Raw genomic sequence first — 16350 nt, 5'->3', positions numbered from 1 at the left:
TTCTCCTCCTAGTAGACCGTTGCCGCGTGTTCGACCTCACCCGTCTCCGGGTCGGGCGGCGCGACCTCAGGCGGGCCCTTCCGGATGGCGCGGAGGATCAGCTTGACCTCGACGACCGCGAGCGCCCCGTAGACGAGGGTGAACACCACGAGCGAGATGAGTACCTCCAGCCCCGTCACGTTCGGCGACACCGCGGATTCGGTGGGCAGCAGGCTGAAGACGATCCAGGGCTGCCGTCCCATCTCGGTGAAGATCCAGCCGACGATCATCGCGGCGAGCGAGAGCGGGAAGCTCCAGACGGCGACCTGCCACACCCAGCGCTGCTTCGGCATGCGGCCCTTGCGCGTGAGCCACAGTCCGACGACCGCGACGAGCACGTGGAGCATGCCGAGACCGATCATCCAGCGGAACGCCCAGTAGGTCACCCAGATGATGGGCGCGTAGTCGCCGGGGCCGTAGAGCTCGGTGTAGAGCGCCTGCAGGTCGTTGATGCCCTCGACGCAGCCGTCGAACGAATGCGTCGACAGCAGCGAGAGCAGGTACGGCACGCGGATGGAGAACAGCTCGCTGCTGCCGTCGGGGGTGCCGAGCGTGAACAGCGAGAACGAGGCATCCGCCCCGCAGACCGTGTCGTACGTCGCCTCGGCCGCGGCCATCTTCATCGGCTGCGTCGCCACCATCGCGAGGCTGAGCTGGTCGCCGAAGAACGTCGTGAGCGCGCCGGAGATCACCATCGCCCAGAGGCCGAACTTGAGCGCGGGCCGCATCGTGTCCAGGTGCTGGTTGCGCGCGAGGTGCCACGCGGCCGCACTGATGACGAGGCCCGAGCTCACCATGAACGAGGCCGCGATCGTGTGCGGGAACGCGGCCAGCGCGACCGGGTTGGTGAGCAGCGCCCAGATGTCGACGAGCTCCGCGCGCCCGCGCTCGGCGTTCATCTCGTAGCCGACGGGGTTCTGCATGAACGCGTTCGCGGCGATGATGAAGTACGCCGAGAGGATGGTGCCGATCGCCGTCGCCCAGATGGTGGCGAGGTGCACCTTCTGCGGCAGGCGGTTCCAGCCGAAGATCCACAGGCCGATGAAGGTGGCCTCGAGGAAGAACGCGAGCAGGCCCTCGAGCGCCAGGGGCGCGCCGAAGACGTCGCCGACGAATCGCGAGTACTCCGACCAGTTCATGCCGAACTGGAACTCCTGCACGATTCCCGTGACCACGCCCATCGCGAAGTTGATCAGGAAGATCGTGCCGAAGAACCGCGTGATGCGGAGGTACTCCACCTTGCCGGTGCGCACCCACGCCGTCTGGAAGATCGCCGCCGTGCTCGCGAGCCCGATCGTGATCGGCACGAAGAGGAAGTGGTAGACGGTCGTGAGGCCGAACTGCCACCGCGCGAGCAGGAGCGGATCGAGGAGGTCGTTCACTGGAGGGCCCCTTCCGTGGGAGTGAACTGCGACGCGATTCTTCTACACAGCGTAGAGCAGATTTCTACGCCATGTAGAAACATTGCGGCCCGCGCGTTATCCTCGTCGTATGGCAGGACTCGGCGAGCTCGAGCGCTCCGTCATGGAGCAGCTCTGGATGAGCGATACCCCGCTCACCGCGAACGAGGTCCGCGACCGCCTCGCCGAACCGTCCGCCGCATCGCACGGGCCCGCGACGACCACCGTGCTCACCGTCCTCTCCCGGCTCGAGCGCAAGGGCTTCGTCGCCCGCGCCCGCGACATCCGACCGCACCGCTACCACGCGCTGCTCAGTCGCGCCGAGCACACGGCCGAACTCATGCACGAGGTGCTGTCCTCGTCGTCCGATCGCGACGCGGCGCTCGCACGGTTCGTCGGCACGGCCTCAGCGGGCGAGGCGAACACGCTGCGCCGGCTGCTCGACGAGCTCGTCCGCCACTGACGTGATCGCCGCCGCCGTCGCACTCGGCGCGCTCGCGCTCGCCCTCGCGTGGCCGGTGCCGGTCGTACTCTCACGTGCGGCCTGGCCGAGCCGCTCCCCTGCGGCGGCTCTCGCACTCTGGCAGGGCATCGCCCTCGGCGGCGGCCTGGCGATGATCGGATCGCTGCTCGCATTCGGCGCCGCTCCGGCCGGTTCGCTCCTCGACGCCGCACGCCAGCTGCTGCCCGCCTTCGCTGCGGGGCCGATCCCGACGGGATTCGGCGTCGTCCAGGTCGCCGCACTCACGCTCGCCGTGGGGCTGGCCGTGCACCTCGCGCTCAACCTCGTCACGACCGCGATCCGCGCCGAACGTGCCCGCCGGCGCCTGCACACCATGGTCGACCTGCTCGCCGATCCTGCCGCCGACGGATCCGGGGCGCGCGTGCTGTCCCATCCCATCCCGCTCGCGTACTGCGTACCCGGCCTGCGCACCGTCACGGTGGTCACCGAGGGCCTCGTCGACCTCCTCGACGCCGATGAGCTGCGCGCCGTGCTCGCCCACGAACGTGCGCACCTCGACCAGTTCCACCACCTCGTGCTCCTGGCGTTCCGTGCCTGGCACGAGGCGCTGCCGTGGTTCCCCATCGCCAACCGCGCGGAACGGGCCGTGTCGTTGCTCACCGAGATGCTCGCCGACGACGCCGCCCGCCGTGAGGTCGGCGCCGAACCGCTCGCTGCAGCGCTCACGCGCCTCGGTGCGACCGGCGAGCCCGGGCCCTACGCCGATTCCGGCGGCGTGAATCCCGACGCGGCCATGCTCGAGCAGCGGCTGACGCGGCTCGGCGGGGCGCGGCGTCCGCTCGACCGAGGGGCACGGGTGGCCTGCTGGGCCGCCACCATCGGCCTGGTCGTCGTGCCGCTCGGCATCCTCGCCGCGATCGCGACCTGACCGCCGGCACCCCACCGCGGTCGCCTGCGAAGCCCGTAGGCTCGGAAGGGTGAACGAGCTGCTCGACGGGATCCTCGGACTCGTCGCGAGCGTCGACCCGGTGCTGCGGACCCTGCTGGCCGGGCTCGGCATCATGCTCGAGACGTCGGTGCTCGTCGGGCTCGTGGTGCCGGGCGACACCATCGTGATCGTCGCCGCCACCGCGGTCGACGGGCCCGCCGAGTACTTCGGGCTCGCGCTCACGGTGATCGTCGGCGCCCTCATCGGCGAGAGCATCGGGTTCGCGCTCGGCCGGTGGTTCGGCCCGCACATCCAGCATTCGAGGCTCGGACGGCGCATCGGCGAGCACAACTGGCACCGGGCGCAGCGCTACCTCGCGCGCCGAGGGGGTCCCGCCGTGTTCATCTCGCGGTTCCTGCCGGTGCTGCACTCGCTCGTCCCCCTGACGGTCGGGATGAGCGACATGTCGTATCGCCGGTTCCTCGCCTGGACGGTGCCGGCCTGTGTCATCTGGTCGTTCTCGTACGTGAGCGTCGGATCGGCCGCGGCAGGCGGATATCGGCAACTCAGCGAGGACCTCCACGGAGCCGGCTACCTGTTCGTGGGCGCCATCGTGCTGTTCCTCGTCATCGTCTGGGCCGGCAAGAAGGTCCTGCTCAAGCTCGAGGCCCGGCACATGACGGCGGCCCCGGATGACTCGGGGCACCCGCACCCCGCCGGGTCGATGCCGCACGAGACGCACGAGGGGCCGGCCGCCGAGACGACCGACCCCTCGGAGCGCGAGCGCGAGGCCTAGGCCAGCCCCTCGGCCTCGAGCCATTCGGCCGCGATGTCGTCGGCCGACCGCTGCTCGTTCACGCTCTGCGAGTTGAGTTCGACGAGACCCTCGGGCGTCAGCGCGGCACTGACCTCGTTGATGATCTCGGCGATCTCGTCGGTGACGTTCTCGCTCGCCACGGGGACGACATTCGAGGCGAGGAACAGGCCCTCGGGGTCGTCGAGGGTGACGAGGTCGCTCGTTGCGATCTCGGGGTTCGCGCTGAAGATGTTGACCATCTGCACCGTGTTGTCGAGGAGCGCGTCCAGCGTCAACCGGCCGCCGGAGTCATTGATCTGCTTGAAACCGACTTCCACGCCGTAGACCTCCTTGAGCCCATCGGGCCCATACGGACGTGTCTTCAGTTCGGCATTGCCGCCGAGTGTGATCGACTCGGACACGTCCTTCAAGTCAGCGAGGCTCGTGACACCGTTCGCCTCCGAGTATTCACGCGTGACGTTGTACGAGTCCTGGTCGGTCGCCGGGGACTGATCGAGGACGCGGAGTCCCTCAGGCAGTGCGCCCTCGAGTTCGGCGTACACATCATCAGCCGTGGTGGCCGTCGTGTCGGGGACGTAGGACTGCAGCAAGTTGCCGGTGTACTCGGGGAAGAGGTCGATCGCACCCGACTCGATTTCGGGGATGTAGACCTCGCGCTGCCCGATGCGGAACTCGCGCTCGACCGTGTGACCGTTCGCTTCGAGAGCCTGCGCGTAGATCTCCGCGATGATCTCGTTCGAGTAGTAGTCCTGCGAGCCGATCACGATCGTCTCGCCGCCGCCGTCACCCCCGTTTCCCGAATCCTCGTCGAGGGGATCCCCCGACGCGCACCCTGCCAGGGCCACTGTCGCCCCGACCGCGACCGCCGCAAACGCGGCGAGCCGGCCTTTTCCAGTCACGGACCTCATGATGCATTCCCTTCGTTGACGGGCCCCGCAACCGGGGAGCCCACGATCGCCCTCGACCGGGATGGTCGGAGGCGAAGACCGTCGCCATCGCGCGCAGCGCGGACACCCACGGGCACGACGAGCCGCTGGAGCGCGGCGAAGACCCCGTCGAGTACGAGCGCGAGCGCAATGACGAGGATCGACGCGGCGAGCATGAGCGGGTAGTCGCGCGTTTGGATGCCGAGGAACAGGTAGGTGCCGAGACCGGGACCACCGACATACGCGGCAAGGGTTGCGGTCGCGACGACCTGCAGCACCGCCGACCGGACGCCGCCCATGATGGTCGGCAGCGCGAGCGGGAACTCGACGCGCCCAACGAGCTGCGCCTCGGTCATGCCCATGCCTCGGGCCGCATCGACAGTGCGGCGGTCGACCGCACCGATCCCGGCGTACGTGCCTGCGAGAACTGGCGGGATCGCGAGCACCACGAGGGCGATGAACGGCGCGATGAGCCCGACGCCCAGCCAGAGCGCCACCAGGACGAGTAGGCCCAGCGTGGGCAGGGCGCGCATGCCGCCGGAGATGGAGACGGCAGCTTCGCGCCCCCGACCGGTGTGGCCGATGAACGCACCGATGGGCAGGGCGATCATGGTGGCCGCGGCCACGATGGCGAGGCTGAATACGAGGTGAAACCAGAGCTGGGCGCCGATGCCGTCGGGTCCGCTCCAGTTCGCCGGGTCCAGGATCCAGGCGAACGCCTCGGCGAACAGGCTCACGTGACGGCCCCCTCGGGATCGCGGATGAGATGGCGGACGGCGCGCTGCGAACGGCCGGCGGCCGTGGTCCAGGGCAGGAGCAGGCGACCGAGCAGCACCGCCGCGAGATCGAGGAGGAGCGCGAGCGCAACGGTCGCGACGATGCCCGTTGCGATCTCGACCGGGATGTTCCGCTGGAATCCGTCAGTGAACAGGCTGCCGAGGCTTTGGATGCCCAGAACCGCGCTGACCGTGACGAGGCTCACCGTGCTGACGATCACGACGCGGAGCCCAGCGAGCAGTGTCGGCCCAGCCAACGGGAGATCGACCGTCCAGAAGCGACCCTGCGACGAATAGCCGACTGCCGTCGCCGAGAGGCGAACGCCGGGGTCGACCTCGCCGAACGCGTCGGCGGCGGTGCGCACCATGAGCGCGATGCCGTAGAGCGTGAGGGCGACGATCACGTTCACGGGCGAACGCAGACTGGTGCCGATGATGCCAGGCATCGCGATGAACAACGGCAGTGACGGGATCGCGTACATGATCCCGCAGAGGCCGAGCACGACGCCGCGCGACCACCGGTACCGCCACGCGGCCCACCCGATCGGCACGGAGATCACGAAACTCAGGATGACGGCAGGCACTGACAATGCCAGATGGACGAGCGCGAGCTCGCCGACGCGGTCGAGGTTGTCCCACAGCCAAGTCACGGCGTGAGCACCCCGGCCGGGCGGCCGTCGTCGTCCACGACGAGTCGGCGCCCGTCGACCTCGGTGATGTGCAGCATCCGTCGGCCGCGATCGGCACCGATGAATCCCGCCACGAAGTCGTCGGCGGGCGATGCGAGGATCTCGGCGGGCGACCCAGACTGCACGATCTTGCCGCCCTGCTGCATGATCACCACCTGGTCGCCGAGCAGGAACGCCTCGTCGATGTCGTGCGTGACGAACACGACGGTCTTGCCGAGCTCGCCCTGCAGCCGCAGCAGCTCCTGCTGCAGTTCGGCACGCACGATGGGGTCGACCGCGCCGAACGGCTCGTCCATCAGGAGGATGTTCGGGTCGACCGCCAGCCCGCGCGCAACTCCGACGCGCTGCTGCTGGCCGCCCGACAGCTGGCTCGGGTACCGGTCGGCGAGCGACCGGTCGAGACCGACGGTGTCGAGGAGCTCGAGTGCTCGGGCGTGCGCCTCGCGCCGGCCCGTGCCGCGCAGCAGCGGGACCGTGGCGACGTTGTCGATGACCTTGCGGTGCGGCAGCAGCCCCGAGTTCTGCATGACGTAGCCGATGCCGCGGCGGAGCTTCACCGGGTCGCGGGTCGCGACATCCGCGCCGTCGATCAGGACCTGCCCGGACGTCGGGTCGACCATGCGGTTGATCATCCGCAGCAGCGTGGTCTTGCCCGAGCCGGAGGATCCCACGAAGACCGTGGTCTTGTGCGGGGGGATGACGATGTCGACGTCGCGGACGGCGACCGTGCCATCGGGGAACTGCTTGGTGACGCCGCGGAACTCGATCATGCTGCCTCTTCCCGGTGCGTGCGCCGTTCGGCGCACACGGTCAAGCCAAACACCTCGCAGGCCGCGGAGGCAATCGCCTTTCGGTGGGTTGCGTTCCGTGAGGTCGCGCGTCAGGCGGCCGACGACGCGCGCTCGGCGAGGTGCTCGTCGAGGTACTCGCGAACGACGCGGCGGGCCTCATCGAGGTAGCGCTCGTCGCCCGCGGCGTCGCGCTCGAACGCCCGGTGGATGAGCGCACCGCCGATCTCGAGCGAGACCCCGAGCCGGAAGCGGACCTCGGCCTCGTCGTCGATGCCGAACTCGTGCTCCATGAGTCGCGCCACGCGGTGCGCGAGCTCGGGCTCGCCGTCGCGGTCGGACCGCTCGCGCGGTGCGGCGTGGAGCACGCTGAAGCCGGGCTCGTCACGGTAGAGGTCGGTGCAGACGTCGAGCGCGAGGGCGACGACATCCCACCACTCGGCCAGGTCGGCGCGTTCCATCGACTCCGCGAGGCGCTCGCGGTAGCGGCGCACGCCGCGTTCGCGGAGCGCGTGCAGCACGGCGACGCGGTCGGGGAAGTAGCGGTAGACCGTGCCGATCGACGCGCCGGCGCGCTCGGCGACCATCTGGGTCGTCAGGCGCTCGAAGCCGAGTTCGTCGACGATCTCGGCGGCGGCGTCGAGCAGCGCGTCCAGCCGCTGGCTGCTGCGGCGCTGCGTCGGCTCGGTGCGAACCGAACGCTTCCGTCCGTGATCGGCCCCGAGGATCAGGTCGATGTTTGGCACGGGACCTCCTCACTTGCCGACCCACTCTACCCGCGCTTTCGAGTGGTCCTCACCATGGCGCCGGGGTTTCGCCTCGCCGCGGGGGTGCATGACAGACTGAGTGGATGCCGGTGAGTTCCCCCATCCCGGCCGGTTCCCGGCAGCGGCCGGTCCGGCATGGTGCCGCACGCGTCGAGGACTGGTTCCACGACGTGCGCGAGCGCTGGGCCCGACGTCGCGGACACGTGCCGACCGTCGTTCCGTACACCGGCTACGGCTCCACCGAGTGGGTGCGGGTGTTCTGCCGCGTGCTGCTGTCCAAGCCCGTCCGCGCCGACGAGACGTCGAAGCGGCGCCGCCGACGTCGCGAGCAGGGCATCCGCGGATGGCGCAGCTTCACGAGCGTGCCGGTCGGCGACGTGCCCGTCGTGATCGAGGTCGGAGGCCAGCGCATCGAGGTGCTCGCCGACCGGGGCGGCGTGGTCGACACGAAGGTCCCGGCACAGCTGCACCCGGGTTGGAACCGCGTGACGCTCCGGGTCGAAGGCTCCGATGAGGTCGAGGCGCCCGTCTGGGTCGTCGGGCCCGAGGTCGACTTCGGCATCGTCTCCGACATCGACGACACCGTGATGGTCACCGCGCTCCCCCGCCCGTTCGTGGCCTTCTGGAACACGTTCGTGCTCGACGAGCACGCCCGCAGCCCCACGCCGGGCATGGCGGTCCTGTACGAGCGGCTCGTCCGCGCGCATCCCGGCTCGCCCGTCATCTACCTGTCCACGGGCGCCTGGAACGTCGCCCCGACGCTCACGCGCTTCCTTTCACGCAACCTCTACCCCGCCGGGCCCATCCTGCTCACCGACTGGGGACCCACGCACGACCGCTGGTTCCGCAGCGGCCGAGCGCACAAGACCGAGAACCTGCACCGGCTGGCCGAGGAGTTCCCGCACATGCGCTGGCTCCTCGTCGGTGACGACGGGCAGCACGACGAGGAGCTCTACGCCGACTTCGCGCGCAAGCATCGGGGCCAGGTCGCGGCGATCGCGATCCGCGAGCTGTCGGTCGGCGAGGCGGTCCTCGCGGGTGGGCGCACGAAGTCCGAGGAGCACGGCGCCGGCGTGCCGTGGGTCTCGGCGAGCGACGGCGCGACGCTCGCCGATCGCCTCTCCGACGTCGGGATGCTCTGACGCGTCGGCATGCCCGACGCATCGCCGGGCCGTGACGCGAGCGCGTCGTCAGGCCACGGATGGCGCGGCGCGACGCTCGCGCCGGATGCGCTCGAGCCCCCGGTTGATCTGCCTCGCCCAGAGGGGCCCGCGGTAGATGAACCCGGTGTAGCCCTGCACGAGCGTGGCGCCGGCGTCGAGGCGCTCCTGCACGTGCTCCGCGGTCTCGACACCGCCCACCGAGACCACGCACAGCGACGCCGGCACACGGTCGCGGATCAGGTGCAGGACGGCGAGCGACCGCGCCGCGAGCGGCGCTCCCGACAGCCCGCCGGCGCCGATCGCCGCGACGTCGGCGGCGGGCGTGACGAGTCCGTCGCGTGAGATCGTCGTGTTGGTGGCGATGATGCCGTCGAGCCCGAGCCGCACGACGAGCTCGCAGATCCGGATCACCTCCTCGTCGTCGAGGTCGGGCGCGATCTTCACGAGCAGCGGGGTGCGCCCGGCAGCGCGTTGCACGGCCTCGAGCAGCGGCGCGAGCGCGTCGAGCTCCTGCAGGCCGCGCAGTCCCGGCGTGTTCGGCGAGCTGACGTTGACCACGAGGTAGTCCGCGTGCGGCGCGAGCACCTTCGCGCTGCGGACGTAGTCGTCGGTGGCGCGTTCAACGGGCGTCACGCGGCTCTTGCCGATGTTCACGCCGAGCACCGGTCGGCTCGTGCGGCGAGCGAGCCGTGAGAGGCGCCCGGCTGCGGCATCCGCGCCGCCGTTGTTGAAGCCCATGCGATTGACGAGGGCACGATCGGCGATGAGGCGGAACAGTCGCGGCCGGTCGTTGCCGGGCTGCGACTGCGCCGTGATCGTGCCGACCTCGACGTGGCCGAAGCCGAGCTCGCCGAGGCCGACGACGCCGACGGCGTCCTTGTCGAAGCCCGCGGCGAGGCCGAACGGCGACGGGAAGCGCAGGCCGAGTGCCTCGACCGCGAGCTCGGGCGACGGGGCCGTCCATCGTTCGACCAGCCGGCCGACACCGATGGCCGGGAGGGTGCGGATGACGCGGAACGCGAGGTGGTGCGCGCGCTCCGGGTCCATGCGGGCGAAGACCAGGGAGAAGAGGAGTCGATACATGCCGTCGATCAGGCTACCGGAGCGCGTGGCGGCGCTACTCGACCGGACGTGCGGGCAGCCGGCCGTGCTCCTCCCGCAGCGTCTCGATCGCGATCTCGAAGTCGTCGAGCGACTCGAACGCCTGGTACACGCTCGCGAACCGCAGGTAGGCCACCTCGTCGAGCTCGCGCAGCGGCGGCAGGATCGCGAGCCCGATGTCGTTGGCCTCGATCTGCGACGCGCCCGTCGAGCGGATGGTCTCCTCGACCTTCTGCGCGAGCACCGCGAGGTCGGAGTCGGTCACCGGTCGGCCCTGGCACGCCTTCTTGACGCCGGCGACCACCTTCTCGCGACTGAACGGCTCGATGACGCCCGACCGCTTGATCACGGCGAGGCTCGCGGTCTCGGTCGTCGAGAAGCGGCGACCGCACTCGGGGCACTGCCGGCGGCGACGGATCGAGAGCCCGTCGTCGCTCGTGCGGGAGTCGATGACGCGCGAATCGGGGTGGCGGCAGAACGGGCAGTACATGGTGGTCTCAGCGTACCGGCGGCCGAGGCGTCAATCGCCGAAGCGTGCGATGACGGCCTCGCCGTGCGCCGGGAGGTCCTCCTCGGCCGACAGGGTCGCGATGATCGGGGCGACCTCGTGCAGCGCCGCCTCGTCGTACCGCACGACCTGCTGGGGCCGCAGGAAGGTCGCGGCGGAGAGTCCCGCGGCGTGTCGTGCCATCCCCCCGGTCGGCAGCACGTGGTTCGAGCCGGCGGCGTAGTCGCCGAGGCTCACCGGCGAGTACGGCCCGACGAAGATGGCGCCGGCGTTCTCGATGCGCGCGAGCGCGGCCTCGGGATCGCGCACCTGGATCTCGAGGTGCTCGGCGCCGAAGGCGTTCGCGAAGTCGGTCGCCACGTCGAGGTCGTCGACGAGCACGACGGCCGACTGCGGCCCCTCGAGGGCGGCGCGCACGCGCGCGGAGTGCCGGGTCTCGGTGGAGCGGATCGTCACGCGCTCGAGCACGCGCTCGGCGAGGTCGATCGAGTCGGTGACCAGCACGGCGGCGGCGAGTTCGTCGTGCTCGGCCTGGCTGACCAGGTCGGATGCCACGAAGTCGGCGTCGGCGGCATCGTCGGCGATCACGACGATGTCGGTCGGGCCCGCCTCGGCGTCGATGCCCGTGACGCCCTGCACGAGCCGCTTCGCGGCCGCGACGAACACGTTGCCGGGACCCGTCACGCGCTGCACGGGCTCGAGGCCGATGTCGGGCACGCCGTACGCGAACGCGCCGATCGCGCCCGCGCCGCCCATCGCGTAGACCTCGTCGATGCCGAGCAGCGCCGCCACGCCCGCGATCGTCGGATGGATCCGCCCGCCGTACGCCGCCTGCGGCGGCGAGGCGAGCGCGATCGACCGCACGCCGGCAACCTGTGCCGGAACGACGTTCATGACGACGCTCGACGGGTAGACGGCCTTGCCGCCCGGCACGTACAGCCCGACGCGTCCGACCGGCTGCCAGCGCTGTTCGACGACCGCACCGGTGGCGAGCACCGTGCGCTCGGACGCGGGGACCTGCGCGGCACTCGCGGCGCGTACCCGGGCGACGGTCGACTCGATCGCGCGGCGCACGTCGGGCCGAAGCGCGTCGCGCGCCTCGGCGAGCTCGCTCGCGGCGACGCGGACCGCCCCGGGGTTGGCCCGGTCGAACCGTTCGGCCTGCTCGAGCAGCGCGGCCTCGCCCCGCGCCCGGACGTCGTCGATGAGTGCGCGCGCAGGCTCGAGCGCGGCCGCCACATCGGTCGCCGCACGCGGCACGAGGGCAAGCAGCTCGCTCTCGGAGGGACGTGAACCGCGGAGATCGATGGTGCGCAGCATGATGCCTCCAGCCTACCGACGGCCTCGCGGCGCGCCCGCGCCGCTCACGTCAGGCAGTTGGGGCCGAGGAGGCTCTTGAGCTCGCCATAGAAGTCGGCGCTCACGGCCACGGGGTACGGCAGCTCGAACACGCGCGCGGTGCGGCCCTTGGTGAGCTTCAGGCGCACCTCGGTGTCGCCGCGGTGCCGGATGAGCACGTCTCCGAGGGCCGTGATCGTGTCGGTCGTGGCGCGGACGTCGGGCAGCGAGATGACGACGGGCCCGTTCTCGTCGCCCTGGCCGACCTCGGGCTCGAACACGCTGTAGGCGTGGAGGTTCATGCCGTCGTCGCGAAGGCTGACACGGCCACGGACCACCACGATCGAGTCGCCCTTCAGTGCCGGCGCGAACTCCTGGTACGCCTTGCCCATGAACATGACGGTGATCTCGCCCGAGAAGTCCTCGACCTGGATCATGCCGTACTGGTTGCCGCTCTGGCGGGCCACGCGGTGCTGCACGCTCGTGACGAGACCCGCGATCGTGACGGTGTCGCCGTCCTGCGTGGCATCCGACGACATCAGGTCGGTGATGGTCGTCGAGGCGTGCTTGGCGAGCGTCGCCTCGAGCCCCGCGAGCGGGTGGTCGGAGACGTAGAGCCCGAGCATCTCGCGCTCGAAGGCGAGCTTGTCGCGCTTGGCCCATTCGGGCCGGTCTGGCACGGGTGACGGCGCGGCCTGCCGCTCGTGCTCCTCGAAGAGGCTGTCGAAGTCGAAGCCGATGTCGCCGTTCTCCTCGGCGCGCTTCTCCTTGACGGCCGCTTCGACCGCGCCCTCGTGGATCTCGACGAGCGCCCGGCGCGTGTGGCCGAGCGAGTCGAACGCACCGGCCTTCACGAGCGACTCGACGGTCCGCTTGTTGGTCACCTGCGAGGGCACCTTCTTCAGGAAGTCGTGGAACGACTCGAACCTGCCCTTGGCGTCGCGGGCCGCACGGATCGCGTCCACGACGTTGAAGCCGACGTTCCGCACCGCGCCGAGGCCGAACCGGATGTCGTCGCCGACGGCGGCGAAGAACCCGATGGACTCGTTCACGTCGGGCGGCAGCACCTTGATGCCCATGCGACGGCACTCGTTGAGGTAGAGCGCGAGCTTGTCGCGCGCATCGCCCACGCTCGTGAGCAGCGCGGCCATGTACTCGGCCGGGTAGTGGGCCTTGAGGTACGCCGTCCAGTAGCTGAGCACGCCGTACGCGGCGGAGTGCGCTTTGTTGAACGCGTAGTCGGAGAACGGCAGCAGGATGTCCCAGAGCGTCTTCACCGCGGCATCCGAATAGCCGTTGGCCTTCATGCCGCCCGAGAAGCCCTCGTACTGCTTGTCGAGTTCGGACTTCTTCTTCTTGCCCATCGCGCGGCGCAGGATGTCGGCCTGGCCGAGGCTGAAGCCGGCGACGCGCTGCGCGATCGCCATGACCTGCTCCTGGTAGATGATCAGGCCGTAGCTCGTGTCGAGGATGTCGTGCAGCGGCTCCTCGAGCTCGGGATGGATCGGCGTGATCGGCTGCAGGCCGTTCTTGCGCAGGGCGTAGTTGATGTGCGAGTTCGCGCCCATCGGGCCCGGGCGGTACAGCGCGATGACGGCCGAGATGTCCTCGAAGTTGTCGGGCTTCATCTGCCGGAGGAGCGATCGCATGGGCCCTCCGTCGAGCTGGAACACGCCGAGCGTGTCGCCGCGCGAGAGCAGGTCGTACGCAGCCGCGTCGTCGAGCGCGAGGTCCTCGAGGACTGGCCGGAAGCCACGGTTCGCCTCGATGTTGTCGAGCGCGTCGTCGATGATCGTGAGGTTCCTGAGGCCCAGGAAGTCCATCTTGATCAGGCCCAGCGACTCGCAGGCGGGATAGTCGAACTGCGTGACGATCTGGCCGTCCTGTTCCCGCTTCATGATCGGGATGATGTCGACGAGCGGTTCACTCGACATGATGACGCCGGCCGCGTGCACGCCCCACTGCCGCTTGAGGTTCTCGAGCCCGAGCGCGGTGTCGAACACCGTCTTCGCCTCGGCGTCGGTCTCGATGAGGGCGCGGATGTCGCCCGCCTCCTTGTAGCGGGCGTGGTCCTTGTCGAGGATGCCCGACAGCGGGATGTCCTTGCCCATGACCGCCGGCGGCATCGCCTTGGTGAGCTTCTCCCCCATGCCGAACGGGAAGCCGAGCACGCGGCTGGAGTCCTTCAGCGCCTGCTTGGCCTTGATCGTGCCGTACGTCACGATCTGGGCGACGCGCTCGTCGCCGTACTTGTCGGTGACGTACTTGATGACCTCACCGCGCCGACGCTCGTCGAAGTCGACGTCGAAGTCGGGCATCGAGACGCGGTCGGGGTTGAGGAAGCGCTCGAAGATGAGTCCGTGCTGGAGCGGGTCGAGGTCGGTGATGCGCATGGCATAGGCGGCCATCGACCCGGCGCCGGAACCGCGGCCCGGCCCGACGCGGATGCCGTTGTGCTTGGACCAGTTGATGAAGTCGGCGACGACGAGGAAGTAGCCCGGGAAGCCCATCTGGCTGATGACGCCGACCTCGTAGTCGGCCTGTGTGCGCACCTCGCCGGGGATGCCGTTCGGGTAGCGCCCGTGCAGGCCGCGCTCGACCTCCTTCACGAACCAGCTCTGCTCGGACTCGCCCTCGGGAACGGGGAACCGGGGCATGTAGTTCGCGCTCGTGTTGAACTGCACGTCGCAGCGCTCGGCGATGAGCAGCGTGTTGTCGCAGGCGTCGGGGTGGTCGCGGAACAGGTGCCGCATCTCGGCTGCAGACTTGAGGTAGAACTCGTCGGCGTCGAACTTGAACCGGTTCGGGTCGTCGAGTGTCGACCCCGACTGCACGCAGAGCAGCGCCGCGTGGCTCTTGGCGTCGTGGGCGTGCGTGTAGTGCAGGTCGTTCGTGGCGACGAGCGGCAGGTCGAGCTGCTTCGCGAGGCGCAGCAGGTCGTCCATGATGCGCTTCTCGATGCCCAGGCCGTGGTCCATGATCTCGGCGAAGAAGTTCTCCTTGCCGAAGATGTCGCGGAACTCTGCCGCGGCCTGCACCGCCTCGTCGTACTGGCCGAGCCGCAGGCGCGTCTGCACCTCGCCCGACGGGCATCCCGTGGTCGCGATGAGCCCCGCCGAGTACGTCTGCAGCAGCTCGCGATCCATGCGCGGCTTGAAGTAGTACCCCTCGATCGACGCCAGGCTCGAGAGCCGGAAGAGGTTGTGCATGCCCTCGGTCGTCTCGGAGAGCAGCGTCATGTGCGTGTACGCGCCCGACCCCGAGACGTCGTCACCGCCGCCGTTGCCCCAGCGCACCCGGGTCTTGTCGCTGCGGTGCGTGCCGGGCGTGAGATAGGCCTCGGTGCCGATGATCGGCTTCACGCCGGCGTCCGTCGCCTGCTTCCAGAAGTCGTACGCGCCGAACACGTTGCCGTGGTCGGTCATCGCGACGGCCGGCATGCCCTCGGCCGCGGCGGCCTTCATCAGTTCGCCGACCCGGGCCGCGCCGTCGAGCATCGAGTACTCGGAATGCACGTGCAGGTGGACGAAGGAATCGGCGGCCACAGAACTCCTCACCAGCTCTTCGGAATCACCAGTCTAGGGGCGCCCACCGACCCTGGGACTCGCCCCACGCGGCGGCGGATGTCCCGTTCCGCGTCGCAGGCATCGGGCCTGGCGGGAGGCCGCCGGAGGCGGCCTCGGGACTGCGGTGCGGGAGGACGCATCCTCCGCCGCGCCCCGAGAACTAGTCGCCCCGCAGGACGTCCAGCGCGTGCTGCAGGTCGGCCGGGTAGTCCGACTCGTACGTCGTCCACTCCCCCGTGCCCGGGTGCACGAACGACAGCTCCTTCGCGTGCAACCACTGCCGCGCCAGTCCCAGCCGCGCGCTGAGCGTCGGGTCGGCGCCGTACATGGTGTCGCCGGCGCACGGATGGCGCTGCGCGGCCATGTGCACGCGGATCTGATGCGTGCGACCCGTCTCGAGGTGCACCTCGAGCAGCGACGCGTAGGGGAACGCCTCGATCGTCTCGTAGTGCGTCACGGCGTGCTTGCCGTCGGAGGTCACCGCGAACTTCCACTCGGACCGCGGGTGACGTCCGACGGGCGCGTCGATCGTGCCCGCCAGCGGGTCGGGATGGCCCTGCACGACGGTGTGGTAGATCTTCTCGACCTCGCGGTCGTGGAACTTGCGCTTGAGGTCGGTGTACGCGCGCTCGGACTTCGCCACGACCATCAGCCCGCTCGTGCCCTGGTCGAGCCGGTGCACGACGCCCTGTCGTTCGGGTGCTCCCGACGTCGAGATGCGATAGCCGGCCGCGGCCAGCGCGCCGACGACGGTCGGCCCGTCCCAGCCGAGCGAGGGGTGCGCTGCCACGCCCGCGGGCTTGTCGACGACGACGATCTCGTCATCGTCGTGGACGATGCCGAGGTCCGGCACGGGGATGGCCTCGACCTCGAGGGTCCGCGGGGGCGACCAGCTCACCTCGAGCCAGGCGCCGGCGCGCAGCCGATCGGCCTTGTCGACGACGGCACCGTCGAGGAGCACCCCGCCGGCCGAGGCGACCTCGGCCGCCTGGGTCCGCGAGAACCCGAGGAGCTTCGCGAGGCCGGCGTCGACCCGCGACCCTTCGAGCCCGTCGGGGACGGGCAGTGCGCGGTGCTCCAC

The 16350-nt window shown here is 70.1% G+C and carries 15 protein-coding genes; 4 read left to right on the top strand and 11 right to left on the bottom strand.

Annotated elements, in window-relative coordinates:
• Positions 1 to 8: 8 nt before the first annotated feature.
• Positions 9 to 1421 carry a cytochrome ubiquinol oxidase subunit I gene (locus ACFQ58_RS07535; protein ID WP_376950462.1) on the bottom strand — a complete coding sequence of 471 codons (1413 nt, stop codon included), beginning with the start codon at positions 1419 to 1421 and terminating at the stop codon, positions 9 to 11.
• Positions 1422 to 1530: 109 nt separating this feature from the next.
• Between ACFQ58_RS07535 and ACFQ58_RS07530 the strand changes: the two genes are divergently transcribed.
• Genes ACFQ58_RS07530 through ACFQ58_RS07520 form a run of 3 tightly spaced genes read left to right on the top strand, consistent with a single transcriptional unit; the run spans position 1531 to position 3626 of the window.
• Positions 1531 to 1902 carry a BlaI/MecI/CopY family transcriptional regulator gene (locus ACFQ58_RS07530; RefSeq protein ID WP_376950461.1) on the top strand — a complete coding sequence of 124 codons (372 nt, stop codon included), beginning with the start codon at positions 1531 to 1533 and terminating at the stop codon, positions 1900 to 1902.
• Between the two features lies 1 nt (position 1903).
• Entirely contained in the window at positions 1904 to 2830 is a 927-nt protein-coding gene (locus ACFQ58_RS07525) for a M56 family metallopeptidase (RefSeq protein WP_376950460.1), read from the top strand.
• Positions 2831 to 2879: 49 nt separating this feature from the next.
• Positions 2880 to 3626, top strand: a complete 747-nt coding sequence (locus ACFQ58_RS07520) for a DedA family protein (RefSeq protein WP_376950459.1) — start codon at positions 2880 to 2882, stop codon at positions 3624 to 3626.
• Here the strand turns inward: ACFQ58_RS07520 and ACFQ58_RS07515 are convergent.
• The 5 genes from ACFQ58_RS07515 to ACFQ58_RS07495 form a co-directional block, all read right to left on the bottom strand.
• Positions 3623 to 4555, bottom strand: a complete 933-nt coding sequence (locus ACFQ58_RS07515) for an ABC transporter substrate-binding protein (protein WP_376950458.1) — start codon at positions 4553 to 4555, stop codon at positions 3623 to 3625. The genes ACFQ58_RS07520 and ACFQ58_RS07515 overlap by 4 nt on opposite strands.
• Positions 4552 to 5310, bottom strand: coding sequence for an ABC transporter permease (locus tag ACFQ58_RS07510; RefSeq protein ID WP_376950457.1), 759 nt, complete (start codon positions 5308 to 5310; stop codon positions 4552 to 4554). The genes ACFQ58_RS07515 and ACFQ58_RS07510 overlap by 4 nt, the downstream gene beginning before the upstream one ends.
• Positions 5307 to 5999, bottom strand: a complete 693-nt coding sequence (locus tag ACFQ58_RS07505) for an ABC transporter permease (RefSeq protein ID WP_376950456.1) — start codon at positions 5997 to 5999, stop codon at positions 5307 to 5309. The genes ACFQ58_RS07510 and ACFQ58_RS07505 overlap by 4 nt, the downstream gene beginning before the upstream one ends.
• Positions 5996 to 6808, bottom strand: a complete 813-nt coding sequence (locus ACFQ58_RS07500; protein ID WP_376950455.1) for an ABC transporter ATP-binding protein — start codon at positions 6806 to 6808, stop codon at positions 5996 to 5998. Before ACFQ58_RS07500 ends, ACFQ58_RS07505 begins: the two co-directional genes overlap by 4 nt.
• 110 nt (positions 6809 to 6918) lie before the next feature.
• Positions 6919 to 7572, bottom strand: a complete 654-nt coding sequence (locus tag ACFQ58_RS07495) for a TetR family transcriptional regulator (RefSeq protein ID WP_376950454.1) — start codon at positions 7570 to 7572, stop codon at positions 6919 to 6921.
• A 104-nt stretch (positions 7573 to 7676) separates the two neighbouring features.
• Here ACFQ58_RS07495 and ACFQ58_RS07490 point away from each other — a divergent pair, with 104 nt between their 5' ends.
• A complete protein-coding gene (locus ACFQ58_RS07490) occupies positions 7677 to 8735 on the top strand; it encodes an App1 family protein (RefSeq protein WP_376950453.1) in 1059 nt (352 codons plus the stop codon).
• Positions 8736 to 8783: 48 nt separating this feature from the next.
• On the opposite strand, the gene ACFQ58_RS07485 is transcribed toward ACFQ58_RS07490, so the two are convergent.
• From ACFQ58_RS07485 to ACFQ58_RS07465, 5 genes are all read right to left on the bottom strand, one after another.
• The gene (locus ACFQ58_RS07485; RefSeq protein WP_376950452.1) at positions 8784 to 9839 is read right to left on the bottom strand and encodes a quinone-dependent dihydroorotate dehydrogenase; all 1056 of its coding nucleotides are present in this window, start codon (positions 9837 to 9839) and stop codon (positions 8784 to 8786) included.
• 34 nt (positions 9840 to 9873) lie between these two features.
• Positions 9874 to 10347, bottom strand: a complete 474-nt coding sequence (gene nrdR / locus ACFQ58_RS07480; protein WP_376950451.1) for a transcriptional regulator NrdR — start codon at positions 10345 to 10347, stop codon at positions 9874 to 9876.
• A 30-nt stretch (positions 10348 to 10377) separates the two neighbouring features.
• Complete coding sequence (gene hisD / locus ACFQ58_RS07475) at positions 10378 to 11685, bottom strand: histidinol dehydrogenase (RefSeq protein ID WP_376950450.1); 1308 nt, start codon at positions 11683 to 11685, stop codon at positions 10378 to 10380.
• 44 nt (positions 11686 to 11729) lie between these two features.
• Complete coding sequence (dnaE, locus tag ACFQ58_RS07470) at positions 11730 to 15200, bottom strand: DNA polymerase III subunit alpha (protein ID WP_376951105.1); 3471 nt, start codon at positions 15198 to 15200, stop codon at positions 11730 to 11732.
• Positions 15201 to 15429: 229 nt separating this feature from the next.
• Positions 15430 to 16350: an RluA family pseudouridine synthase gene (locus ACFQ58_RS07465; RefSeq protein ID WP_376950449.1), complete on the bottom strand. Its 921-nt coding sequence runs from the start codon at positions 16348 to 16350 to the stop codon at positions 15430 to 15432.

It is taken from the genome of Agromyces sp. NPDC056523 (genome assembly GCF_042794545.1).
In the GTDB taxonomy this organism is placed as follows: Bacteria; Actinomycetota; Actinomycetes; order Actinomycetales; family Microbacteriaceae; genus Agromyces.
This window is presented reverse-complemented; position numbering and strand designations above follow the sequence as displayed.

Bases quoted from the DNA above. Each gene is read 5' to 3' on its own strand.
- ACFQ58_RS07530 (WP_376950461.1), top strand. From the start codon at position 1,531: ATGGCAGGACTCGGCGAGCTCGAGCGCTCCGTCATGGAGCAGCTCTGG.
- ACFQ58_RS07515 (WP_376950458.1), bottom strand. From the start codon at position 4,555: ATGAGGTCCGTGACTGGAAAAGGCCGGCTCGCCGCGTTTGCGGCGGTC.
- ACFQ58_RS07500 (WP_376950455.1), bottom strand. From the start codon at position 6,808: ATGATCGAGTTCCGCGGCGTCACCAAGCAGTTCCCCGATGGCACGGTC.
- ACFQ58_RS07490 (WP_376950453.1), top strand. From the start codon at position 7,677: ATGCCGGTGAGTTCCCCCATCCCGGCCGGTTCCCGGCAGCGGCCGGTC.
- ACFQ58_RS07485 (WP_376950452.1), bottom strand. From the start codon at position 9,839: ATGTATCGACTCCTCTTCTCCCTGGTCTTCGCCCGCATGGACCCGGAG.
- nrdR (WP_376950451.1), bottom strand. From the start codon at position 10,347: ATGTACTGCCCGTTCTGCCGCCACCCCGATTCGCGCGTCATCGACTCC.
- hisD (WP_376950450.1), bottom strand. From the start codon at position 11,685: ATGCTGCGCACCATCGATCTCCGCGGTTCACGTCCCTCCGAGAGCGAG.
- dnaE (WP_376951105.1), bottom strand. From the start codon at position 15,200: ATGCTCGACGGCGCGGCCCGGGTCGGCGAACTGATGAAGGCCGCCGCG.